The organism is Methyloversatilis universalis EHg5, from assembly GCF_000378945.1.
GTDB classification, from domain to species: Bacteria; Pseudomonadota; Gammaproteobacteria; order Burkholderiales; family Rhodocyclaceae; genus Methyloversatilis; species Methyloversatilis universalis_A.
The window spans coordinates 2640013-2660349 of the sequence record NZ_KB900539.1; the positions used below are offsets into that span (position 1 = coordinate 2640013).

At 67.5% G+C, this 20337-nt stretch carries 16 protein-coding genes; 6 read left to right on the forward strand and 10 right to left on the reverse strand.

Going from position 1 to position 20337, the window contains the following annotated elements; all coding sequences use genetic code 11:
* Positions 1-51: 51 nt before the first annotated feature.
* Entirely contained in the window at positions 52-2643 is a 2592-nt protein-coding gene (acnB, locus tag METUNV2_RS0112140) for a bifunctional aconitate hydratase 2/2-methylisocitrate dehydratase (RefSeq protein ID WP_018229750.1), read from the reverse strand.
* A 317-nt stretch (positions 2644-2960) separates the two neighbouring features.
* Here acnB and murB point away from each other — a divergent pair, with 317 nt between their 5' ends.
* Entirely contained in the window at positions 2961-4001 is a 1041-nt protein-coding gene (gene murB / locus METUNV2_RS0112145; RefSeq protein WP_018229751.1) for a UDP-N-acetylmuramate dehydrogenase, read from the forward strand.
* Here the strand turns inward: murB and METUNV2_RS0112150 are convergent, their stop codons facing one another.
* From METUNV2_RS0112150 to METUNV2_RS0112175, 6 genes are read right to left on the reverse strand one after another with little or no spacing between them, the layout of a single operon-like run.
* A complete protein-coding gene (locus METUNV2_RS0112150; protein WP_018229752.1) occupies positions 4002-4307 on the reverse strand; it encodes a YkgJ family cysteine cluster protein in 306 nt (101 codons plus the stop codon).
* Positions 4304-4978, reverse strand: coding sequence for a tRNA (guanine(46)-N(7))-methyltransferase TrmB (trmB, locus tag METUNV2_RS0112155; protein WP_018229753.1), 675 nt, complete (start codon positions 4976-4978; stop codon positions 4304-4306). The genes METUNV2_RS0112150 and trmB overlap by 4 nt, the downstream gene beginning before the upstream one ends.
* Positions 4965-6068, reverse strand: coding sequence for a glycosyltransferase (locus METUNV2_RS0112160; RefSeq protein WP_018229754.1), 1104 nt, complete (start codon positions 6066-6068; stop codon positions 4965-4967). The genes trmB and METUNV2_RS0112160 overlap by 14 nt, the downstream gene beginning before the upstream one ends.
* Positions 6065-7105 (reverse strand): lipopolysaccharide heptosyltransferase II, encoded by a 1041-nt coding sequence (gene waaF / locus METUNV2_RS0112165; RefSeq protein WP_018229755.1) that lies wholly within the window; start codon positions 7103-7105, stop codon positions 6065-6067. The genes METUNV2_RS0112160 and waaF overlap by 4 nt, the downstream gene beginning before the upstream one ends.
* Complete coding sequence (locus METUNV2_RS0112170) at positions 7102-8325, reverse strand: O-antigen ligase family protein (protein WP_018229756.1); 1224 nt, start codon at positions 8323-8325, stop codon at positions 7102-7104. The genes waaF and METUNV2_RS0112170 overlap by 4 nt, the downstream gene beginning before the upstream one ends.
* Positions 8322-9353 (reverse strand): polysialyltransferase family glycosyltransferase, encoded by a 1032-nt coding sequence (locus METUNV2_RS0112175; protein ID WP_018229757.1) that lies wholly within the window; start codon positions 9351-9353, stop codon positions 8322-8324. The genes METUNV2_RS0112170 and METUNV2_RS0112175 overlap by 4 nt, the downstream gene beginning before the upstream one ends.
* A gap of 234 nt (positions 9354-9587) precedes the next feature.
* Between METUNV2_RS0112175 and METUNV2_RS0112180 the strand changes: the two genes are divergently transcribed.
* A complete protein-coding gene (locus tag METUNV2_RS0112180; protein WP_018229758.1) occupies positions 9588-10766 on the forward strand; it encodes a DUF3047 domain-containing protein in 1179 nt (392 codons plus the stop codon).
* Between the two features lie 45 nt (positions 10767-10811).
* Here METUNV2_RS0112180 and METUNV2_RS0112185 read toward each other — a convergent pair whose 3' ends face one another.
* The 3 genes from METUNV2_RS0112185 to METUNV2_RS0112195 are packed head-to-tail and all read right to left on the reverse strand — an operon-like array spanning position 10812 to position 15690.
* Positions 10812-11372, reverse strand: a complete 561-nt coding sequence (locus tag METUNV2_RS0112185; protein ID WP_018229759.1) for a chlorite dismutase family protein — start codon at positions 11370-11372, stop codon at positions 10812-10814.
* An 18-nt stretch (positions 11373-11390) separates the two neighbouring features.
* Entirely contained in the window at positions 11391-12290 is a 900-nt protein-coding gene (locus tag METUNV2_RS0112190; RefSeq protein ID WP_018229760.1) for a response regulator transcription factor, read from the reverse strand.
* Positions 12280-15690: an ATP-binding protein gene (locus tag METUNV2_RS0112195; RefSeq protein WP_036271200.1), complete on the reverse strand. Its 3411-nt coding sequence runs from the start codon at positions 15688-15690 to the stop codon at positions 12280-12282. The genes METUNV2_RS0112190 and METUNV2_RS0112195 overlap by 11 nt, the downstream gene beginning before the upstream one ends.
* A 355-nt stretch (positions 15691-16045) precedes the next feature.
* Here METUNV2_RS0112195 and urtA point away from each other — a divergent pair, with 355 nt between their 5' ends.
* From urtA to urtD, 4 genes are all read left to right on the forward strand, one after another.
* Positions 16046-17317 carry an urea ABC transporter substrate-binding protein gene (urtA, locus tag METUNV2_RS0112200; protein WP_018229762.1) on the forward strand — a complete coding sequence of 424 codons (1272 nt, stop codon included), beginning with the start codon at positions 16046-16048 and terminating at the stop codon, positions 17315-17317.
* A 96-nt stretch (positions 17318-17413) separates the two neighbouring features.
* Entirely contained in the window at positions 17414-18328 is a 915-nt protein-coding gene (gene urtB / locus METUNV2_RS0112205; RefSeq protein WP_018229763.1) for an urea ABC transporter permease subunit UrtB, read from the forward strand.
* A gap of 40 nt (positions 18329-18368) precedes the next feature.
* On the forward strand, positions 18369-19562 hold the full coding sequence (gene urtC, locus METUNV2_RS0112210; RefSeq protein WP_018229764.1) for an urea ABC transporter permease subunit UrtC: 1194 nt from the start codon (positions 18369-18371) through the stop codon (positions 19560-19562).
* 28 nt (positions 19563-19590) lie between these two features.
* Complete coding sequence (gene urtD / locus METUNV2_RS0112215) at positions 19591-20334, forward strand: urea ABC transporter ATP-binding protein UrtD (RefSeq protein WP_018229765.1); 744 nt, start codon at positions 19591-19593, stop codon at positions 20332-20334.
* Positions 20335-20337 lie beyond the last annotated feature (3 nt).

Here is a 20337-nt window from a genome sequence, read left to right on the forward strand (position 1 = left end):
AAAAAACGGCCCGCCGAAGCGGGCCGTTCCATGCTCAGGATGCAGCCGCGATCAGGCGGTCACTTCCTTGGCGGTCTCGACGTACTCTTCGATCTGGTCGAAGTTCATGTACTTGTAGATCTTGTCCGCGTTCTGGGTCACCACGCCGATTTCGGCCTGGTATTCCTCAGCGGTCGGGATGCGGCCCAGCTTGGAGCACACTGCAGCCAGTTCGGCCGAGCCGAGGAACACATTGGTGTTCTTGCCGAGACGGTTCGGGAAGTTGCGGGTCGAGGTCGACATCGCGGTGCTGCCTTCCTTGATCTGCGCCTGGTTGCCCATGCACAGCGAGCAGCCGGGCATTTCCATGCGGGCGCCAGCACCGCCGAGGGTGGCGTAATAGCCTTCCTTGGTCAGTTCGGACGCATCCATCTTGGTCGGCGGCGCGATCCACAGGCGCACCGGAATGTCCTTCTTGCCTTCCAGGATCTTGCCGGCGGCACGGAAGTGGCCGATGTTGGTCATGCAGGAGCCGACGAACACTTCGTCGATCTTGGTGCCGCTGACTTCCGACATGAACTTGGCGTCGTCCGGATCGTTCGGGCAGCAGACGATCGGTTCCTTGATGTCGGCGAGGTCGATCTCGATCACGGCCGCGTATTCGGCGTCCTTGTCGGCTTCCAGCAGATCCGGATTGGCCAGCCAGGCTTCCACCGACTTGATGCGGCGCTCCAGCGTGCGGGCGTCCTGGTAGCCGTTGGCGATCATGTTCTTCATCAGAACGATGTTCGAACGCAGGTATTCCTGCACCGGCTCCTTGTTCAGCTTGATCGTGCAGCCGGCGGCCGAACGTTCTGCCGATGCGTCGGACAGTTCGAATGCCTGTTCCACCTTCAGCTCGGGCAGACCTTCGATTTCCAGAATGCGGCCGGAGAAAATGTTCTTCTTGCCCTGCTTGGCCACGGTCAGCAGACCGGCCTTGATCGCGTACAGCGGAATGGCATGCACCAGGTCACGCAGCGTGACGCCCGGCTGCATGGCGCCCTTGAAGCGCACCAGCACCGATTCCGGCATGTCCAGCGGCATCACGCCGGTGGCTGCGCCGAAGGCGACCAGACCGGAACCGGCCGGGAAGGAAATGCCGATCGGAAAACGGGTGTGCGAGTCGCCGCCGGTGCCGACGGTATCCGGCAGCAGCAGGCGGTTCAGCCAGGAGTGGATCACGCCGTCGCCCGGACGCAGCGCAACACCGCCGCGATTCGCAATGAAGGTCGGCAGTTCGCGATGCATCTTCACGTCCACCGGCTTCGGATAGGCGGCCGTGTGGCAGAAGGACTGCATGACGAGGTCGGCCGAGAAGCCGAGGCAGGCCAGATCCTTCAGTTCGTCGCGGGTCATCGGGCCGGTGGTGTCCTGCGAGCCGACCGTGGTCATCTTCGGTTCGCAGTAGGTGCCCGGGCGGATGCCCTTGCCGTCCGGCAGGCCACAGGCGCGGCCGACCATCTTCTGCGCCAGCGTGAAACCCTTGCCGGTGTCGACCGGAGCCTTCGGCAGGCGGAACAGGGTCGATGCGCTCAGGCCGAGGAATTCGCGGGCCTTGGCGGTCAGCGAACGGCCGATGATGAGGTTGATGCGGCCGCCGGCGCGCACTTCGTCCAGCAGCACTTCGCTCTTCAGCGCGAATTCGGCAACGGTGGCGCCGTTCTTGGTGATCTTGCCGTCGTACGGCAGCACGTCGATCACGTCACCCATTTCCAGGGTGGACACATCGACTTCGATCGGCAGCGAGCCGGAGTCTTCCTGCGTGTTGAAGAAGATCGGGGCAATCTTGCCGCCCAGCGTGACGCCGCCGAAGCGCTTGTTCGGCACGAAGGGGATGTCCTGGCCGGTGGCCCAGATGACCGAGTTGGTCGCCGACTTGCGCGAAGAACCGGTGCCGACCACGTCGCCCACGTAGGCGACCAGATGGCCCTTCTTCTTCAGGTCGTCGATGAACTGCATCGGGCCGCGCTTGCCATCCTCTTCCGGCTTGAAGGCCGCGTCCGGACGGGTGTTCTTCAGCATCGCCAGATAGTGCATCGGGATGTCCGGGCGGGTGGTCGCGTCCGGCGCCGGCGACAGGTCGTCGGTATTGGTTTCGCCCGGCACCTTGAACACGGTGACGGTGATCGACTTCGGCACTTCCGGACGGCTGGTGAACCACTCGCCGTCGGCCCACGACTGAACCACTTCCTTGGCCTTGGCATTGCCGGCCTTTGCCTTCTCGGCGACATCGTGGAAATAGTCGAACATCAGCAGGGTCTTCTTCAGACCTTCGGCAGCGACCGCGGCGACTTCGGCGTCGTCCAGCAGGTCGATCAGCGGCTTCACGTTGTAGCCGCCGACCATGGTGCCCAGCAGCTCGGTGGCCTTGGCCTTGGAAATCAGCGCAACCTTGACGTCACCGTGCGCCACGGCGGCCAGGAAGGAGGCCTTCACCTTGGCGGCGTCGTCCACGCCCGGCGGCACGCGATGGGTCAGCAGGTCGAGCAGGAAAGCGTCCTCGCCGGCGGGCGGGTTCTTGATCAGCTCGATCAGTTCAGCGGTCTGCTTTGCATCGAGGGCAAGCGGCGGGATGCCGAGCGCGGCGCGTTCGGCGGCATGGGCACGGTAAGCTTCAAGCACGGTGAGTCCTCCGGTAGACGGGTATACCGCATCATAGAACGACACACGGTGCTGATGGTGCGCCGCACGAAGACACGGACAGAAAATCCGCGGCCAGAACCGCAGGCGTTGGTGCAAAAGTGCCGATGAAACAGCGCCTTGCCCTGATACGCCCACATCCATGGCGCAGTGCAGAACAGGCTGCGCCGGTGGCTGGTTCAAGTCTTATATATGATATCTTTTATTGATTCTCAAGCCAAGCCGCCTTCCGCACTGCGACATGCGGGCTTGGCTATACTGCGCGCCCCTGCCCTGCGCTTGCCGACCGACGGCGCGACATGACTGCCCCCTCCCCCCCCTTCACCCTCCTTCACGCCGATCTGCGCGAACTGAACACGCTGCATCTGCCTGCGCGCGCGGCACGCCTGCAGCCGGTGGAGGATGCGGCCGACCTGCCGGCGCTGACCGCCGCCGTCGCCGACCGCGGCGAGCCGCTGCTGGTGCTCGGTGGCGGCAGCAACATCGTGTTCGCCGGCGATTTCGCCGGCACCGTGCTGCACATGCGCACCCGCGGCATCGAACTGCTGGCGCAGGAGGGCGACACGGTGCAGGTCGCGGTCGCGGCTGGCGAGCCCTGGCACGACTGGGTGGACAGCGCGCTCGAACGCGGCTGGTACGGGCTGGAAAACCTGGCGCTGATTCCGGGCACCGTCGGTGCGGCACCGGTCCAGAACATCGGCGCCTACGGCATCGAGCTCGTCGATCGGCTGCAGGCGGTCGAAGCCTGGGACCTCGAAGCACGGCAGTGGCTGCGCCTGAGCGCCGCCGAATGCGAAATGGGCTACCGCGACAGCGTATTCAAGCGCCGGCTGGCCGGCCGGGCGGTGATCACCCGGGTCATTTTCCGCCTGAGCACGGTGCCCGACCTGCGCGCGCAGTACGCCGACCTGCAGCGCGAACTGGCGGCGCGCGGCATCACGGCCCCGACCCCACGCGACGTGTTCGACGCGGTCTGTGCCATCCGCCGCGCCAAGCTGCCCGACCCGGCGCAGATCGGCAACGCCGGCAGCTTCTTCCGCAATCCGGTGCTGGACGCAGCCGATGCGGCGCGCCTGCTGGCCGCGCATCCGGACGCACCGCACTACCCGGCTGCGGGCGGTGCGGTGAAATTCGCCGCCGCCTGGTTCATCGACCGCTGCGGCTGGAAAGGCGTGCGCCGCGGCGACGCCGGCGTGCATGAACGACAGGCGCTGGTGCTGGTGAATCACGGCCGGGCCACCGCCGCCGAACTGCTGGCGCTGGCGCGCGACATCCAGGCCGACGTTCGGGCGCGCTACGGGGTGGCGATCGAGCCGGAACCGGTCATCGTCGGCGGCTGATCAGCCGGCGGCCAGACCGTGGCGCCGCCGTGCGCGCAGGCAGGCGTCCGAGCCGGCCTCGAATTCGCGGCAGGGGTCGGGCCGATCCTCGTAGATCCAGCAGCTCACGCACTGCCCTATCGTGCCGCGCAGCGCCCGGCAGCGCGGCTGCGCGTGGTCGGTGCCGCGCATGCGGGCGATCGCGCCATTCAGTTCGTCGTACAGCCCTTCGGGCACCCGGCCGCCCTGCGCCTCGCCGTCCGACGGATGGAAATCGACCCGGAAACTGGCGCAGCAGGCGCCACAGGCGGTGCAGTCAAAGCTCATGTCGCAGCCTCCAGCAGGCAGCGGTACAGCGCGTGGCCGCTGGCCGCGTACTTGCGCTCGAAGGGGGTGAGCGGCATCGCAGGCGAGAACGCCTCGACCGCGGCGTCGATGCCAGCGATCAGTTTCGCCGCCAGCACGCATTCCTCGACGTAGATGCGCCAGTTGCTGCGGCACTCGATGCGGCCGCCCAGCGCCAGCACGGTCGGGAACACCGGATGCGCCGGCCAGCGGCGCGCCAGATGACCGATCTTGGGCCAGGGATTCGGGTAGAGCATGTACTGGCGCGCCGGCCGGTAGCCACCGTCCAGCAGCAGGCGCCAGATGTCGGCCATGTCGGCGCGCAGCAGCCGGGCATTGGCCGGCAGTGCCGGCGCGCGCGCGAGCCGGTCAGCCGACTGGTCCACGCCCAGCACCACGTGGTCCGGAAAGCTTTCCGCCAGCCGCGCCGTGCTTTCGCCAACGCCGCAGCAACTGTCGATGATGAGCGGCGTGTCCGGCGCACAGCCGGCAGCGAAGCTTTCGAAGGCCTCGCGGCTGTAGGGCGCCACCGGCTGCCGGAAAGGCTGGCCGGCACGGCGCGCGATCAGCGCCGGCAGCTGTTCGTGCGGCCCGGTCTGGGCGCTTTCGGGCACCCGCGAACGGCCGGCCGGCGTCGGATCAGGCGCGTCCACCGCCCAGCAACTCGCGATACACCGCCAGATTGCCCTCGACCATGGCGTCGGTATTGAATTCGCGCTCGACGATGTCACGCCCCTGCGCGCCCAGTCGCTGGCGCAGCGCCGGGTCGCCCAGCAGGCGCAGCAGCGCGTCGGCCAGCGCGTCCGGGTCCTGCGGCGGCACCAGCAGACCGGTCACTTCGTGGCGCACCGATTCCGGCATGCCGCCGACCGCCGACGACACCACCGGAATGCCGGACGCCATCGCCTGCATCGCCACATTGGCGAAGCCTTCCATCGTCGCCGGATGCACCAGTACGTCGCAGGCGCGCAGGATGTCGCCGATGTCGTTGCGGTAACCGAGGAAGCGCACGCAGCCGTCCAGCCCGGCGGCACTGACCGCGCCGCGCAGCGTGACCTCTTCCGCCCCCTCACCGACGAACAGCACCTGCGTATCCGGATGCACCGCCCGGATGCGCGGCAGGGCCTGCAGCAGGAAGCGGTGACCCTTGCGCGGAATGAGCTGGGCGATCACCACCAGCACCGGCACGCCGGGCGGCAGATCGAGCTTCGCCCGCGCCTGCGCGACGTCGAGCGCGCTCTGGTAAGCACGGAAGTCGATCGCGCTATAGACCTGACGGATGCCTTCGGCCGGCACGCCGGCCTCGATCAGCACCCGGGCGATGCCCTTGGACACGGTCACAACACGGTCGGGCAGCGTGACGTAGCGCAGCCGCGTAAGCCAGCCCGGCTTGACCGGGTCATCGACCCGGCGCGACAGCACCACCTTACCGATGCCGGTCAGCTTGGCCGCAAGCAGACCCAGCGTGTCCGCACCTCGCCGGCTGTGGATGTGGATCACGTCCGGCCGCTCGGCGCGCAGGATGGCGGCCAGCCGCCAGATGAAGCGGAGGTCGATGTCGCCGGCGAAATCGACCGCGCGCAGGTTCAGGCCGTCGGCTTCGGCCAGACGGTGCAGGTCGCCACCGCGGGCGCACACCAGCACCGCCGGCTCGCCGCGGGCGCGCAGGCCGCGCATCAGGTAGTACACCTGCATGGTGCCGCCGAGGCGGTGCCGCCCCATTTCGATGTGCAAGGTTTTCATGCGTGGGAAGTCAGCAGCGGCCGCGCGACATCGAGCACGTGTTCGGGCGTGATGTCGCGCAGGCAGTGGAAGGCGCCGCCGCAGGTCGGGTGGCGGCGGCAGGGCGAACAGCGCTTGCCCAGCCAGATCACCCGCGCATTGTCGCGGCCGGTGACGGTGTAGGGACAGGTCGAGCCGAACAGGGCCACGGTGGGCGTGGCCATGGCGATGCCCATATGGGTGAGCCCGGTGTCCACGCCGACCAGCAGTGCGGCGTGGCCGATCAGCGCGGCCGCTTCGGGCAGCCGGGTGGCACCGGCCAGATTGACGATGCGCGGGTCGGCAGCGGCGATGCGTGCGGCCGCTTCGGCGTCCGCCGGTCCGCCCAGCAGCACCGGCGTCAGGCCGTGGCGGTCCAGCAGCAGGCGACACAGCGCCTGCCAGTGGTCCTCGAACCAGTGCTTCTGCGGCCGGGTGGTGAAGGGGGCACAGGCAACGAAAGCGCCGGATTCCAGCCGGTGCTTCGCCATCGCCTCGCGGGCGCGGCCATCGACCGCATCGGACACGGTGAGCCGCGGCAGGAAGTCGCCGCAGTCCAGACCGAGATGCTGCGCCATGAACAGGTATTCCGAACTGATGCGCGCCGGATCTCCGCCGCGGGCGATCACTTCGGTCATCAGCAGCCGGCTGCCCTCCTTCGACCCGAGACCGACCCGGCGCGGCGCACCGGTCAGCCAGGCGAGAAAGCCGCTTTTCAGCAGGCCCTGAAGGTCGAGCACGGTATCGAAGCGGTGCTCGCGCAGCTGGCGCCGGAAGGCGCGCACCCGCCGCCACAGCTCCAGCCGGCGGCCTTCGCGCCACAGCTGCTTCCACTCGGCCTTGGGCCAGGTGATGACCGCGTCCAGACAGCGGTCATCGGCGATCAGCGGCGCGATGCCCGGCTCCACCAGCCAGGCGACGTAGGCGTCCGGGTGCGTGCGCTTGAGCGCTTGAGGCAATGGTGAGGCGAACACCACGTCGCCGATGGCCGAGGTACGGACGATGAGGATGCGCTTCACGCGCGTGACTCCCGGGCCGGACTCCACAGCAGCGCGAGGAAGACGACATACATCAGGCTGGTGTTGGAGCGCATCAGATAGGACTCGAACAGGCAGATCACCATGAACAGCAGGGGCAGCGCCCGGCGCATGCGGTGACGGGCGTCGCCGTGGTCACGCCGCAGCAGCGGCACGCCCAGCAGGGCCAGCAGCAGCACACCGCCCAGCAGGCCGGTCGAGGTCAGCACGTACAGATAGTGGTTGTGCGGATTCCAGGCCGGCGCCCAGGCCGGCGTGTAGCGTTCGTTGACCGCACGGTACACCTCGGGATAGTCGCCGATGCCCACACCGGCAAGCGGCGCGTCACGGAACACTCTCAGCGCGTTCTGCCAGTACACCAGGCGCTGGCTGACCGACGCCTTGGGCAGTTCTTCGTAATGTTCCATTTCGCTGACGATGCGGTCGGCCCGCATCCGGAAATAGTCGTTGCCGGCATACCCACCGATCACGATGCCGCCCACCAGCAGGGCAGCCACCGCCGCCGCCAGCACCGGACGACGGGCAAAACGCTGGAAGGCCAGCAGCGTCAGCAGCGCGAGGAAGCCGACCAGACCGGCGCGCCCGCCGGAAATGACCAGATTGAAGGCGGTGGTGGCCAGCAGGCCGGCGTACACTAGGCGCATCTTCGTGCCGGCGCTGTCGAACAGCAGCCGGTGGCCGGCCAGATAGCCGGCCAGCGCCAGCGCTGGCGTGTACAGGATGCGGTCGACGAAGGGCGCGGTGTCGTCCGCGCCCTTGTCCACGCGGATGCCGTCCGGCAGCCCGGGCCAGACATGCATCTGCGCCCAGTTGTACAGCGCCAGCGCCTCGCAGAAGGCCACCGACGCGAGAAAGGCGGAAATGTAGCGACCGACGTGTTCGCGCCTGGCCACGCTGAAATACAGCGGCGCCAGCAGGAAGAAATTCTGCCGGCCCAGCATGCGCCGGCCCCAGCCCAGATCGTCCGACCACAGCAGTGAGGCGACAAACACCGCGTAATAGGCCAGACAGATCCACACCAGCGGCTCGTCGGCCAGCGCGCGGAACTTCGCGACGAAACGCCCTTCTGCCAGCCACAGCAGCAGCATGACGGCCGTGAGCCAGTACGCCGGCGCCACGGTGAGCGGAATGCTCGCGCACACGCCGGCCAGCAGCCATGAATTGATGGCCGGAATGCGTGCGCGGAAGGTGGCCAGGCTCATTCGATCTCCACACCGCACTGTTCGAAGGTGGCGCGCATGTCGCGCGCCTCGTCGGCCGACTTGAAATGCACCGCCGGCCACCCGAAGGCGCGTACCTGCACCGCCGGCGCGTAGATCTGGCGGGCGATCAGCAGCGCGGTTGAGCGCACGCCGACCACCGCGGCATAGGGCGTACGGGCCATATGCACTTCGAGCGCGCAGTCCGGCTCGATCAGCCGGTAATCCGCGTGCTTGAGCTCGTGCGCCGCATCCTTGGGATGCGCCTTGTAATCGATGTCGCTGATGCCCTGCGCCGCCAGCCAGTCGCGGATGCGCGCGGTGGTGGTCGCCAGGTCGGCGGCGCTCATCAGCCCGAAGCCGGTCAGCGGCTGGCCCACGACCAGCGCACGCCGGGGAGCATCCGCGGCGGCCGGCGGCGGTGCATCGACCAGCGGCGGCAGCACCACCACCTTGTCCGCCGGGTATTCGTGCGGCAGACCCGGCAGCACATAGATGCGGTCGCAGAACGGTGCGTCCGAACCGATGCGGTCGCCGGAAAAACAGGTGTAGCGGAGCTCAGGCGCCACCAGCGCGCGCAGCCGCCGCGTCTGCTGGGCCAGGCGCCTGAACGCGCTCAGCGGGTAGCGACGGATGGAAATCAGTCCGTCCGGCAGGATGCGCGCGTGCATTTCACGCGCGCCGGCGGCACGCGGCAGTGCCTGCAGAAAGTAATTGATCGCCTCGGTGTCGAACACCGCGCTGTGAAGGATGAGCCGCTCGCAGCGCCCGACCAGATCCGCCACCAGGCGGATGTTGGCGCGCTGCCGGCGCAGCCGGCCGAAGCGCCCGGGCAGCGGCTCCCAGCGTGGCCAGGGCATGTAGCTGCAGGCATCCCATTCGGCCGGATCGACCGCCGACTTCATGCCCGGCTTGTACCAGACCAGCACCTGCCGGGCGCCCACCTCCAGCGTCTGCGCAATGCGCCGCGCAGCCAGGTATTGCAGCGGGGAAGCGACGAAATAGACAGAAACGGTGCGGCTTTCGGGCATGCCGGCGGGCAATGTGGGAATTCTGCGAAGGCGTGATGGTACTTGTTTGGGTCATCGGCCGCCTCCCCCCGTTCGGGCGATGGACGCCCGCACCCTCCGTGCGATGCCGGGTGGCAGGCATCTTCCACGCACATGAAAGGCAAGTTTCCTGCGGCCCTCGACGGCCCGACCTCGGGCGAAACCATGCGGATAGCATCGCCCCTCCCCATTCATACACAGAAAGAAGGCATCACGATGAAAATCTTCCGCGTCTGGCGGCCGCTGCTGTGCGGACTGGCCCTGGCCACCTCGAGCGCGGTATTCGCGCAGACCGCGCATGAAGGGTTCGAACGTGAAGTCCGCAGCGTGCTGTCGCCGCTGACCGGGCAGGCGATCGCGGCCTACACCGTCGTCCATCTCGATGCCGAACACGCCCCCTGGACGGACAGCGGCCTCACGCTGGCGGCCGGCGACCGGGTCACCGTGCTGCTGCAGGGCCGGGCCTGGCTGTCGCGACACTACGACATTTCGCTTGAAGCGCCGCTGCAGGTGTGGCGGCGGATCGGCGACGACGGCCGCATCACGCGCAGCATCGACGCCACCGACACCTTCACCGCCGACCGCGCCGGCCCGCTGCAGATCAAGAACCTGCCGCTGCGCTGGCTGGACCCGCAGGGCGGCGCTCAGGAATCCGGCGTCCGCGGCAATCCGGACGGCGGCGGTGGCGTGAGCATCGCGCTGATCCGCTGGTCGCCGCAGGCAAACATCGGCGCCGCCCTCGCCACGCTGGCACGCCAGCCCAACGCCCCGGCCTGGGCCGCGCCTGCACTGGCCCGGCTGCAGACCCCACCGAGCGCACCGGACGGCTGGACCTATCTGTGGGAGCTGGGACCGGCCGAAATCTTCAGAGAAACCCGCGCCACCGGTGAAGATGGCGGCCCGACCCGCCGCATGCATGCGCACACGCGCAACGATGTCGCCATCCTGCAGACCTCCGCCGACGCACCGCTGTCACCGGATACCGAACTGCGCTGGTCATGGAAGGTTGACCGGCTGCCCGGCCGCAGTGCCGAAAACACGGTCATCACGCACGACTACCTGAGCATCGCGGTCGAATTCGACAACGGACAGGACCTGACCTATCTGTGGAGCAGCGCGCTGCCGGTCGGCGAAGTCTTCCGCTGCCCGCTGCCCGGCTGGAAGGACAGGGAAACCCATGTGGTGGCGCGCTCCGGCGCCGCTGATCTGGGCAAGTGGCTGAACGAATCGCGCAACGTCTGGCGCGACTATGCGCAGGCCATCGGCGGCGAGCCGCCGAAGCGCATCGTGCGGGTGTGGCTGATCGCCAACAGCGTGTTCGGGCGGGGCGAAGGACAGGCCCAGTTCGGCAACATCCGCCTCGGTGCAGGCGGACGGGACAGCTTCGCATGGTGATCGTGGCGTGAGCACAGGGGCCGGCGCCGCCGTTCTCCGGCCCCTTCAGTTCTCCGGCCCCAGATCCAGCCGGGCGCGCACTTCGCATTCGCGCTCGACGTAAGCCCATTCCGGGCTGGCGCGCAGCCGGGCCAGCAGATCGTCGAATGCCGGCGCGTGTTCGGGCGCGAATTCGAACCAGGTCAGGAAGTCGAAGGGCTCGTCCGGCGACAGGTCGCGGCAATGGTGCAGCCGTCGCGCCACCGCCGGCAGCGCGCGCAGGCCGAGCGCGATGTGCTGCGACTGGTCCTCGATCACCGCGCGCCGCTCGTCCTGCGCCAGCGCCCACCAGGCGGCGGACTTGCGGATCGGGATGAGCACCGCGCACACCGCCTGCGCCCGCCCGAGCGCCGGCGTGGCCGCGGCCAGCGCCTGCTTCTCGTCACGCGTGACATAGCGCTCGTTGCTGGTGATGCCGCGCAGCGACCACAGGCCGGCGCCAGGCGCCTCGCCGGCGATGCGGTCCAGCCGGGGCGCACCGGGCAGCGGCGCACCGGTGACCGCACGCACGTCGTCGATGCGCCAGGGGCCGTCGGCGCCGGCACTGAAGGTCCACAGCCTGTCCATCGCACGCCCTCCCGGTGATCAGTCGCTGGCCGCCCGCATCGCCAGCGCAGCGGCGGCGGCACGGGTTTCCACGCCCAGTTTCTCGTAGATGTGTTCCAGATGCTTGTTAACAGTACGCGGACTCATGCCCAGGATGTCGCCGATGTCGCGGTTGGTCTTGCCCTTGGCCAGCCAGGACAGCACCTCGGCTTCGCGCGGCGTGAGCTGGGCGCCGGCAATGCGGGTACTCGATTCGCCGCGCCTGCGCACGTCGAGCAGCAGCATGTGCTCGCCCAGCCCGACCGCACCCAGGCTGCGTACGTACAGCGCCTGATCGCCCTGCTCGCGCAGCAGCCGCGTGTCGGCCGCCGGGTCGGCCGCCAGCGTGGCCGGGTCGCCCAGCCAGTCGGCGGTCGGCGCCGCCGGGTCAATGCCGAACTGGCCGAGGCACTCCGCCGCGCGCGGCGAGCGCCAGGCAATGCGGCCCAGCGCGTCGACCACCAGCACGCCCAGCCCGGCCACGTCCACCGCCTGGCGGGCGATGCGCACCGCGCGCGCGTTGCGCACGTGGGCAGTCAGCCGCACCAGCACCTCCTCCACCCGCAGCGGCTTCACCACGTAATCGGTGCCACCGGCGGTGAAACCTTCGACCACCTCGGCGGTGCCGGACAGGCCGGTCATGAAGATGACGGGCACGTGGGTGAGACCGGGTTCGTCGCGGATGCGGCGGCAGGTGTCGAAGCCGGACAGGCCGGGCATGACCGCGTCGAGCAGGATGGCGTCCGGCACCACCCATTCGAGGCGCGACAGCGCGGACGCGCCGTCATGCGCGATCAGTACGGTATAGCCGGCGTGCGACAGCGCGTCGCACAGGAAGCCGACCGAATCAGGTGCGTCGTCGACCACGAGCACCACCGGTTTCTGGAATTCAGAGTGCATGGGCATCCCGTTGCAGCAATTGGGTAAAGCGGATCAGGTCGAAACCATCGACCAGCGCGCGCAGGCGCCGGCAGTCCTCGCGCGCCGCCTCCGAGCGGTCGGCGATGGCGTCGAGCAGCGTGGTGATGCCGTTCACGTGGCCCAGCCGGGACAGCCGCAGCAGCGCGGCGCGCTCCTCGTCGTCGAGTGCGGCCAGCGGCGCGTCGGTCGCCAGCTCGGTCTTCGGTGCCCCGGCGCCGGCCGGCTCGTCGACATGCAGCGTGAGATCCAGCGCCTCGCGCAGCTGGTCCAGCAGTTCGGCTTCGATCACCGGCTTGGGCACGAAGCCGGCGCAGCCGGCAGTGCGCAGCAGCTCGCTGCGGTTCTCGAACACATTGGCCGACACCATGAGCACCGGAATCGGCGCGCCGTCGAACTCGCGCAGCCGGCGCGCGGTTTCCCAGCCGTCCATGCCGTCCATATTGATGTCGAGCAGCACCACGTCCGGACGCGCCCGGGCAACGCAGGCCAGCGCCGCTTCGCCGCTGCCCGCCTCGTCCAGATCGAAGCCCAGCGGCGCCAGCATGGCGGTCAGCATGTGGCGCTGGGTGGCGTCGTCGTCGACCAGCAGCACCCGGCGGCGCGGGCCTTCGTAGCCGATCACGGTGCGTGCCGGCCGCGGCTGCGACGGCACCGACAGGTATTCGGGCAGGTAGAGGCGCAGCCGGAAGGTGGAGCCGCGGCCCGGCTCGCTGTCCAGCGTCAGTTCGCCGCCCATCAGCGAGGTCAGCATGCGGGTGATGCTGAGCCCCAGCCCGGTGCCGTGCTCGGCAATCATGCGGCCGCTGGTGCTGCGCTCGAAGGGCATGAAGATGCGGGCGTGGTCTTCCGGCGCAATGCCCGGGCCGGTATCGGCGATGTCGAAACGGGCCACTTCCATCCGGTAGTCGACCCGCAGCACCACCTCGCCACGCTCGGTGAACTTGACCGCATTGGCCAGCAGATTGATCAGCACCTGGCGCAGGCGCTTGGCGTCCACCCGCACGTAGTCGGGCAGGCGGCCGCTGGTGTCGACCCGGAAGCGCAGGCCCTTGCGCGCCGCCTGCGGCTCGAACATCTTGGCCAGATCGTCCAGCAGTTCGCGCATGTGCATCGGCGCCGGGTCCAGCCTGAGCTTGCCGGCCTCGATGCGCGCCAGGTCGAGCAGGCCGTCTATCAGGCCCAGCAGATGCTCGCCGCTGCGCAGGATGGTGCCGAGCGCCCGCTTCTGCGTGTCGTCCGGACCAGACCGGGCGCCCTGCTTTCCGCTCTCGCGCAGCAGGATCTGCGCATAGCCGAGAATGCTGTTCAGCGGCGTGCGCAGTTCGTGGCTGATGCCGGTCACGTAGCGGGTCTTGGCCCGGTTGGCGGATTCGGCGGCGTCCTTGGCTTTCTGCAGCGCCAGATCGGTGCGGCGGTGGGCGTCGATCTCGCGCATCAGCAGCTGGTTCTGCCGGTTCGATTCGTCCTGCGCCAGCCGCCGGCTTTCCGATCCGAGCACGATCCACCAGGCACACACCGCGCACAGCAGCACCAGCAGCGCGAAGGTCTTGGACAGCGTGAGCTGCAGGCTTTCGCGTGCCGACGAATGCAGGCCGCTGACGATGGCCTCCTGGTAGAACACGACACCGAAAATGACCGCCAGCAGCACGGTGAGCGACAGGAACACCACCAGGAAGTGACCGATGCGGAAGTTCACCCGCTGCGCCAGCCGCACCGGCAGGATGGCGTTGAGCAGCGCATGCAGCTGATCGGCTGCGCTCGACTCCGTCTTGCAGCGGTCGTGGCAGCGCGATTCCAGCGTGCAGCACAGCGAACAGATGGGCTGGCCGTAGGCCGGGCAGTGCGCCATGTCCTCCGACTCGAAGCTGTTCTCGCACACGTGGCAGGTGACGGTTTCGCCCGGTCGCCACGGCGTGGCGCTGCGCCGGGCGAGGTAGTAGCGGCCGCGGGTGGCGAGCGCGATCAGCGGTGCGCACACGAAGGCGGTCGCCAGCGAAATGAACGGTGAGAAAGCCTGCGCCAGATCGCCCATCCAGCCGGTATAGGCCAGCACCGACACCAGCGTGGCGATCAGCATCGAACCGAGGCCGACCGGGTTGATTTCGTACAGGTGGGCGCGCTTGAACTCGATGTGCGAAGGCGACAGCCCGAGCGGCTTGTTCACCACCAGATCGGCCACCAGCGCGCCGACCCAGGCGATGGCGAGGTTGGCGTACAGGCCGAGCACGTGCTCCAGCGCTTCGAACACGCCGAGCAGCATGAGCAGCAGCGCGATCACCACATTGAACACCAGCCACACCACGCGCCCCGGGTGGCTGTGGGTAAGGCGGGCGAAGAAATTGGACCAGGCGAGCGAGCCGGCGTAGGCATTGGTCACATTGATCTTGAGCTGCGACACGATGACGAACAGCGCGGTCACCGCCAGCACCACCGCCGGCGAGTCGAACACGTAGGCGAAGCCGGCCAGGTACATCTGCGTGGGCTCGACCGCGCGGTCCACCGGCACCATGGCCTGCAGCGCGACGAAAGCGAGGAAGGCGCCGCCCAGCATCTTCACCATGCCCGGCACCACCCAGCCGGGGCCGGCGATCAGCACCGACGCCCACCAGCGCACCCGGTTCTCGCGCGTCTTTTCCGGCAGGAAGCGCAGGTAATCGACCTGTTCGCCGATCTGCACCACCAGCGAAATCGCCACCGTCGAGGCGGCGCCGAACATGACCCAGTCGAATTCGCTGCTGCCGGAGCTGCGGCCTGTGAGGCCGGTGAATTCCGAGTAGAGGTGCGGCGCCTGCCACCACACCGCGACATAGGGCAGCACCAGCAGCACGATCCACAAGGGCTGGGTCCACAGCTGTATGCGGCTGATCAGCGTGACGCCGTGAATCACCAGCGGAATCACGATGACCGAGCACAGCAGATAGCTCCACGCCAGCGGCAGGCCGAAATACAGCTCGAAGGCCAGCGCCATGATGGCCGCCTCGATGGCGAAGAAGATGAAGGTGAAGCTCGCGTAGACCAGCGAGGTGATGGTGGAGCCGAGATAGCCGAAACCGGCGCCGCGGGTCAGCAGATCCATGTCCACGCCGTAGCGGGCGGCGCAGTAGCTGATCGGCAGGCCGGTCAGGAAGGTGATCAGCCCGACCAGCAGGATGGCGTACAGCGCGTTGGTGAAGCCGTAGTTCAGCGCGATGGCGCCGCCGATCGCCTCCAGCGCGAGGAAGGACACCGCGCCGAAGGCGGTGTTGGCGACCCGCCATTCGGACCACTTGCGGAAGCTGCGCGGGGTGTAGCGCAGCGCGTAGTCCTCGAGCGTCTCGTTGGCGACCCAGGTGTTGTAGTCGCGGCGGATCTTGAATATCTGATGGGTGGCTTCGGACATCGGGGCAGGCGCTGACGCGATCGAAGCCTCGCCATGCAAGAAATGCTCCGGGCGGCAGATCGGCGTGCAGCCCGGAGCCCAAGTGCAGCTTCCCTCCACGCCGCGCACTCCGACGGTGCCGCAAGCGACATCGTGGTGCAGTGCGAAAGCGCAGGATTCCACCTTAGCACCCCGCCCCGCTCCAACCGCGCCTGTCACCTTCTCCGCACATACGTCGATTGACGTATTCGCGTACGCAGCCCCGGAAACTACTTTTCGCACCGCAGCGAACGATTGCGGTGCACTGCACAACGACCTATCGGACCGCAGTCGCCTCGCCTGAAGCCCCCAACCCCTTCCGCTCAGGAGATTCGACATGGCTGACAAGAAAGACACGATTCCGGCGCCGCTCACCGACGAGCAACGCCGCAAGGTTCTGCTCGGCATGGCCGCCGCCCCGGCCCTGATGGTGCCCGGCGTCAGCTTCGCCAACGCGCAGTTCCCGACGGCCAAGGTCAATACGACCAAGCTCGCGGTCACCGACACCGAAGTCATCGTGGGTCAGCTGCACTCCGCCACCGGCACGATGGCGATTTCGGAAACCGGCTCCATCCAGGCCGAACAGCTGGCGATCGACCAGATCAACGCGATGGGCGGCATCCTCGGCCGCAAGATCAAGGTGATCAAGGAAGACGGCGCCTCCGACTGGCCGACCTTCGCCGAGAAGTCGAAGAAGCTGCTGGTCAATGACAAGGTGGCCTGCGTGTTCGGCTGCTGGACCTCGGCCTCGCGCAAGGCGGTGCTGCCGGTGTTCGAGAAGGAAAACGGCCTGCTCTACTACCCGACCTTCTACGAAGGCCTGGAACAGTCGAAGAACGTGATCTACACCGGCCAGGAAGCCACCCAGCAGATCATCTGGGGCCTGGACTGGGCGTCGAAGGAGAAGAAGGCCAAGACCTACTTCCTGATCGGCTCCGACTACATCTGGCCGCGCACCTCGATGAAGATCGCACGCAAGCACATCGAGTCGGTGGGCAAGCTCGGTTCGGTGGTGGGCGAGGAGTACTACCCGCTCGGCCACACCAACTTCAACTCGCTGATCAACAAGATCAAGGTCGCGAAGCCGGACTGCATCTTCGCAGCCGTGGTGGGTGGCTCGAACGTGGCTTTCTACAAGCAGCTGAAGGCGGCCGGCATCACCGGCGTCAAGCAGTTCCTGCTCACGCTGTCGGTGACCGAGGACGAAATGCTGGGCGTGGGCGGCGAAAACTTCGCCGGCTTCTATTCCTCGATGAAGTACTTCCAGTCGCTCGACAACGCCAATAACAAGGCCTTCGTCGAGGCTTTCAAGAAGGCCTACGGCCCGAAGTCGGTGATCGGCGACGTGACCCAGGCCGGCTATCTCGGCCCCTGGCTGTGGAAGGCCGCAGTCGAGAAGGCGGGCAGTTTCGATGTGGACAAGGTGGTCGCCGCCTCGCCCGGCATCGAGCTCAAGAGCGCGCCCGAGGGCTACGTGAAGCTGCACGAGAACCACCACCTGTGGAGCAAGGCGCGCATCGCCCAGGGCATGCCTGACGGCACCTTCAAGGTGGTGGCCGAATCGGGCGAGCTGATCGAACCCAATCCCTTCCCCAAGGGCTACCAGTAAGCCTCCCGAGACCGGCCCCGGCGCAGACCGGGGCGGTCTCCCTCCTTCCCCTGCACCGGCCGGGCCTGCGCCCGGCCAACCGACCGGAGGTCCGCCATGTCATTCGACGAAATCTACAACATTGCCCTGATGCAGGGCTTCGCCGGCCTGAGCCTGTTCTCGGTGCTGCTGCTGATGGGCCTGGGCCTGGCCATCATCTTCGGCCAGATGGGCGTGATCAACATGGCGCATGGCGAATTCATGACCATCGGCGCCTACACCATCTTCCTGTTCTCCAGCCTGACCGAAAGCTATGCACCCGGGCTGATGCAGGCCTATTTCCCGGTGGCCATCCTCGCCGCCTTCCTGATCGCCTTCGGCTTCGGATGGCTGACCGAGTGGGCACTGATACGCCATCTGTACAAGCGTCCGCTGGACACGCTGCTCGCCACCTGGGGCCTGTCGCTGGGCATGCAGCAGGTGTTCCGCTCCACCTTCGGCCCGAAGGAAGTGAGCCCCACGCTGCCCGACTGGCTGATGGGTTCGTGGTCGCCGTCGGAAGGTCTGGACATTCCGATCAACGGCCTGTTCGTGCTCGCGCTCACCCTGCTGGTGACCGGCGGCGTGCTGCTCGCGCTGTACAAGTCGCGCTGGGGCCTGCGGGTGCGCGCCACCGTGGCCAACCGCCCGATGGCCAACGCCACCGGCATCAACACCAAGCGCACCGACCGCCTCACTTACGCCATCGGCTGCGGCATCGCCGGCGTGGCGGGCGCGGCCTTCACCACCATCGGTTCGACCGGTCCGACCTCGGGTTCGCTCTACATCGTGGATGCCTTCCTGGTGGTCACCTTCGGCGGCGCCGGCTCGCTGCTCGGCACCGTGGCCTCCGCCTTCGGCATCGCGCAGACCCAGTCCATCGCCGAGTTCTTCCTGACCGGCTCGATGGCCAAGGTGCTCACGCTGCTGCTCATCGTGACCATCCTGATGATCCGTCCGCAGGGCCTCTTCGCTTCGAAGATCCGCCGCTGAACGCGATCCGCACCGATTTCGAACCATCCAGGAGATTCACATGGACGCATTCAAGAGCTGGATCGCACGCAGCGGAACAGGAAGCATCCTGCTGCTCGCGCTGCTCATCGTGGTGGTGTTCCCGCTCACGATGGACATTTTCCGCCTCAACCTCGTCGGCAAGTACCTCACCTACGCCTTCGTCGCCGTCGGCCTCGTCATGCTGTGGGGTTACGGCGGCATTCTGAGCCTGGGCCAGGGCGTGTTCTTCGGCCTCGGCGGCTACATGATGGCGATGTTCCTGAAACTGGAAGCGTCCGACCCGGAAGCGACCAAGATCCAGAGCACGCCGGGCATTCCGGACTTCATGGACTGGAACCAGCTGACCGAGCTGCCGCTGTGGTGGGAGCCGTTCCGCCACCTGCCGCTGGCACTGATCGCGGTGGTGGCGGTGCCGATGGTGCTGGCCTTCATCATCAGCTTCGCGATGTTCAAGCGCCGGGTGGGCGGCGTGTATTTCGCCATCATCACCCAGGCGGTGGCGCTCATCCTGACCGTGCTCATCATCGGCCAGCAGGGCTATACCGGCGGCGTCAATGGCATCACCGACCTGCGCACCCTGCTCGGCTGGGACATCCGCGACGACAGCGCCAAGCTCATCCTGTACTTCGTCAATGCTGGCCTGCTGATCGGCGTGATCGTGCTGTGCCGCTGGATCCAGATGTCCAAGCTCGGCACGCTGCTGCTGGCCATGCGCGACAAGGAAGACCGGGTCCGCTTCTCCGGCTACGACGTGGCGATGTTCAAGGTGTTCGCCTTCGTACTGGCGGCCGGCATCTCGGCCATCGGCGGCGCGATGTTCACGCTGCAGGTCGGCTTCATGTCGCCGTCCTTCGTCGGCATCGTGCCGTCGATCGAAATGGTCATCTTCGCCGCGGTCGGCGGCCGCATGTCGCTGGTGGGCGCGGTGTATGGCGCGCTGCTGGTGAATTTCGGCAAGACCTACTTCTCCGAGTCCGCCCCCGACCTCTGGCTGTTCCTGATGGCCGCGCTGTTCATCGGCGTGGTGCTGGCCTTCCCCAACGGTCTGGCCGGTCTGTACGAAAGCCACGTGAAGCCCTGGTTCGCACGCCGCAAGGCGCCCAAGGCCGCGCCGGCCGCGATCGAACCGCCGGCCGCACCGCCGCCCGCCCCCAGCCACAAGTCCGCCCCGCCGGCCACGCTGCCCGGCGGCGTACAGGGCCAGTCGGCCTGACCCGCGCCCGACCTGACAGGAGACCGACATGAGCAATACCGACTTCGTACTCGCGATCGAGGACCTCACCGTGTCCTTCGACGGCTTCAAGGCGATCGACGCACTCACCCTCTACGTCGATCGCGGCGAGCTGCGCGTGATCATCGGTCCGAACGGCGCCGGCAAGACCACGCTGCTCGACCTGATCTGCGGCAAGACCAAGGCCAGCGCCGGCAGCATCAAGTTCAAGAACCAGGAAATGACCCGGCTGGCCGAGCACAAGATCGTGCGCGCCGGCGTCGGCCGCAAGTTCCAGACGCCGTCGATCTACGAAAACCTTTCGGTGTTCAAGAACCTGGAAGTGTCTTTCCCGCAGGGCCGCAGCGTGCTCGGCGCGCTCGGCTTCCGCTGCACCGACGAGGTGAAGGAGCGGGTGCAGTCGGTGGCGACCGAGATCGGCCTGGCCGACGCGCTCGACACCGAAGCCGGCCTGCTCAGCCACGGCCAGAAGCAGTGGCTGGAGATCGGGATGCTGCTGATGCAGGAGCCCGAGCTGCTGATGCTGGATGAACCCATCGCCGGCATGAGCGTGCGCGAACGCGAACTGACCGCCGACCTGCTGCAGCGCATCTGCAAGGGCCGCTCGGTGATCGTGATCGAGCACGACATGGATTTCGTCAAGCGCATCGCCCACAAGGTCACCGTCATGCACCAGGGAAAGATCCTCGCGGAAGGATCGATGGAAAAGGTGCAGGCCGATCCCAAGGTCATCGACGTCTATCTGGGCCACTGAGCC

Excerpts from the sequence above, each read along its gene's own strand:
- murB (WP_018229751.1), top strand. The coding sequence starts at position 2,961 with ATGACTGCCCCCTCCCCCCCCTTCACCCTCCTTCACGCCGATCTGCGC.
- METUNV2_RS0112150 (WP_018229752.1), bottom strand. The coding sequence starts at position 4,307 with ATGAGCTTTGACTGCACCGCCTGTGGCGCCTGCTGCGCCAGTTTCCGG.
- METUNV2_RS0112160 (WP_018229754.1), bottom strand. The coding sequence starts at position 6,068 with ATGAAAACCTTGCACATCGAAATGGGGCGGCACCGCCTCGGCGGCACC.
- METUNV2_RS0112170 (WP_018229756.1), bottom strand. The coding sequence starts at position 8,325 with ATGAGCCTGGCCACCTTCCGCGCACGCATTCCGGCCATCAATTCATGG.
- METUNV2_RS0112175 (WP_018229757.1), bottom strand. The coding sequence starts at position 9,353 with ATGCCCGAAAGCCGCACCGTTTCTGTCTATTTCGTCGCTTCCCCGCTG.
- METUNV2_RS0112180 (WP_018229758.1), top strand. The coding sequence starts at position 9,588 with ATGAAAATCTTCCGCGTCTGGCGGCCGCTGCTGTGCGGACTGGCCCTG.
- METUNV2_RS0112185 (WP_018229759.1), bottom strand. The coding sequence starts at position 11,372 with ATGGACAGGCTGTGGACCTTCAGTGCCGGCGCCGACGGCCCCTGGCGC.
- METUNV2_RS0112190 (WP_018229760.1), bottom strand. The coding sequence starts at position 12,290 with ATGCACTCTGAATTCCAGAAACCGGTGGTGCTCGTGGTCGACGACGCA.
- METUNV2_RS0112195 (WP_036271200.1), bottom strand. The coding sequence starts at position 15,690 with ATGTCCGAAGCCACCCATCAGATATTCAAGATCCGCCGCGACTACAAC.
- urtA (WP_018229762.1), top strand. The coding sequence starts at position 16,046 with ATGGCTGACAAGAAAGACACGATTCCGGCGCCGCTCACCGACGAGCAA.
- urtB (WP_018229763.1), top strand. The coding sequence starts at position 17,414 with ATGTCATTCGACGAAATCTACAACATTGCCCTGATGCAGGGCTTCGCC.
- urtC (WP_018229764.1), top strand. The coding sequence starts at position 18,369 with ATGGACGCATTCAAGAGCTGGATCGCACGCAGCGGAACAGGAAGCATC.
- urtD (WP_018229765.1), top strand. The coding sequence starts at position 19,591 with ATGAGCAATACCGACTTCGTACTCGCGATCGAGGACCTCACCGTGTCC.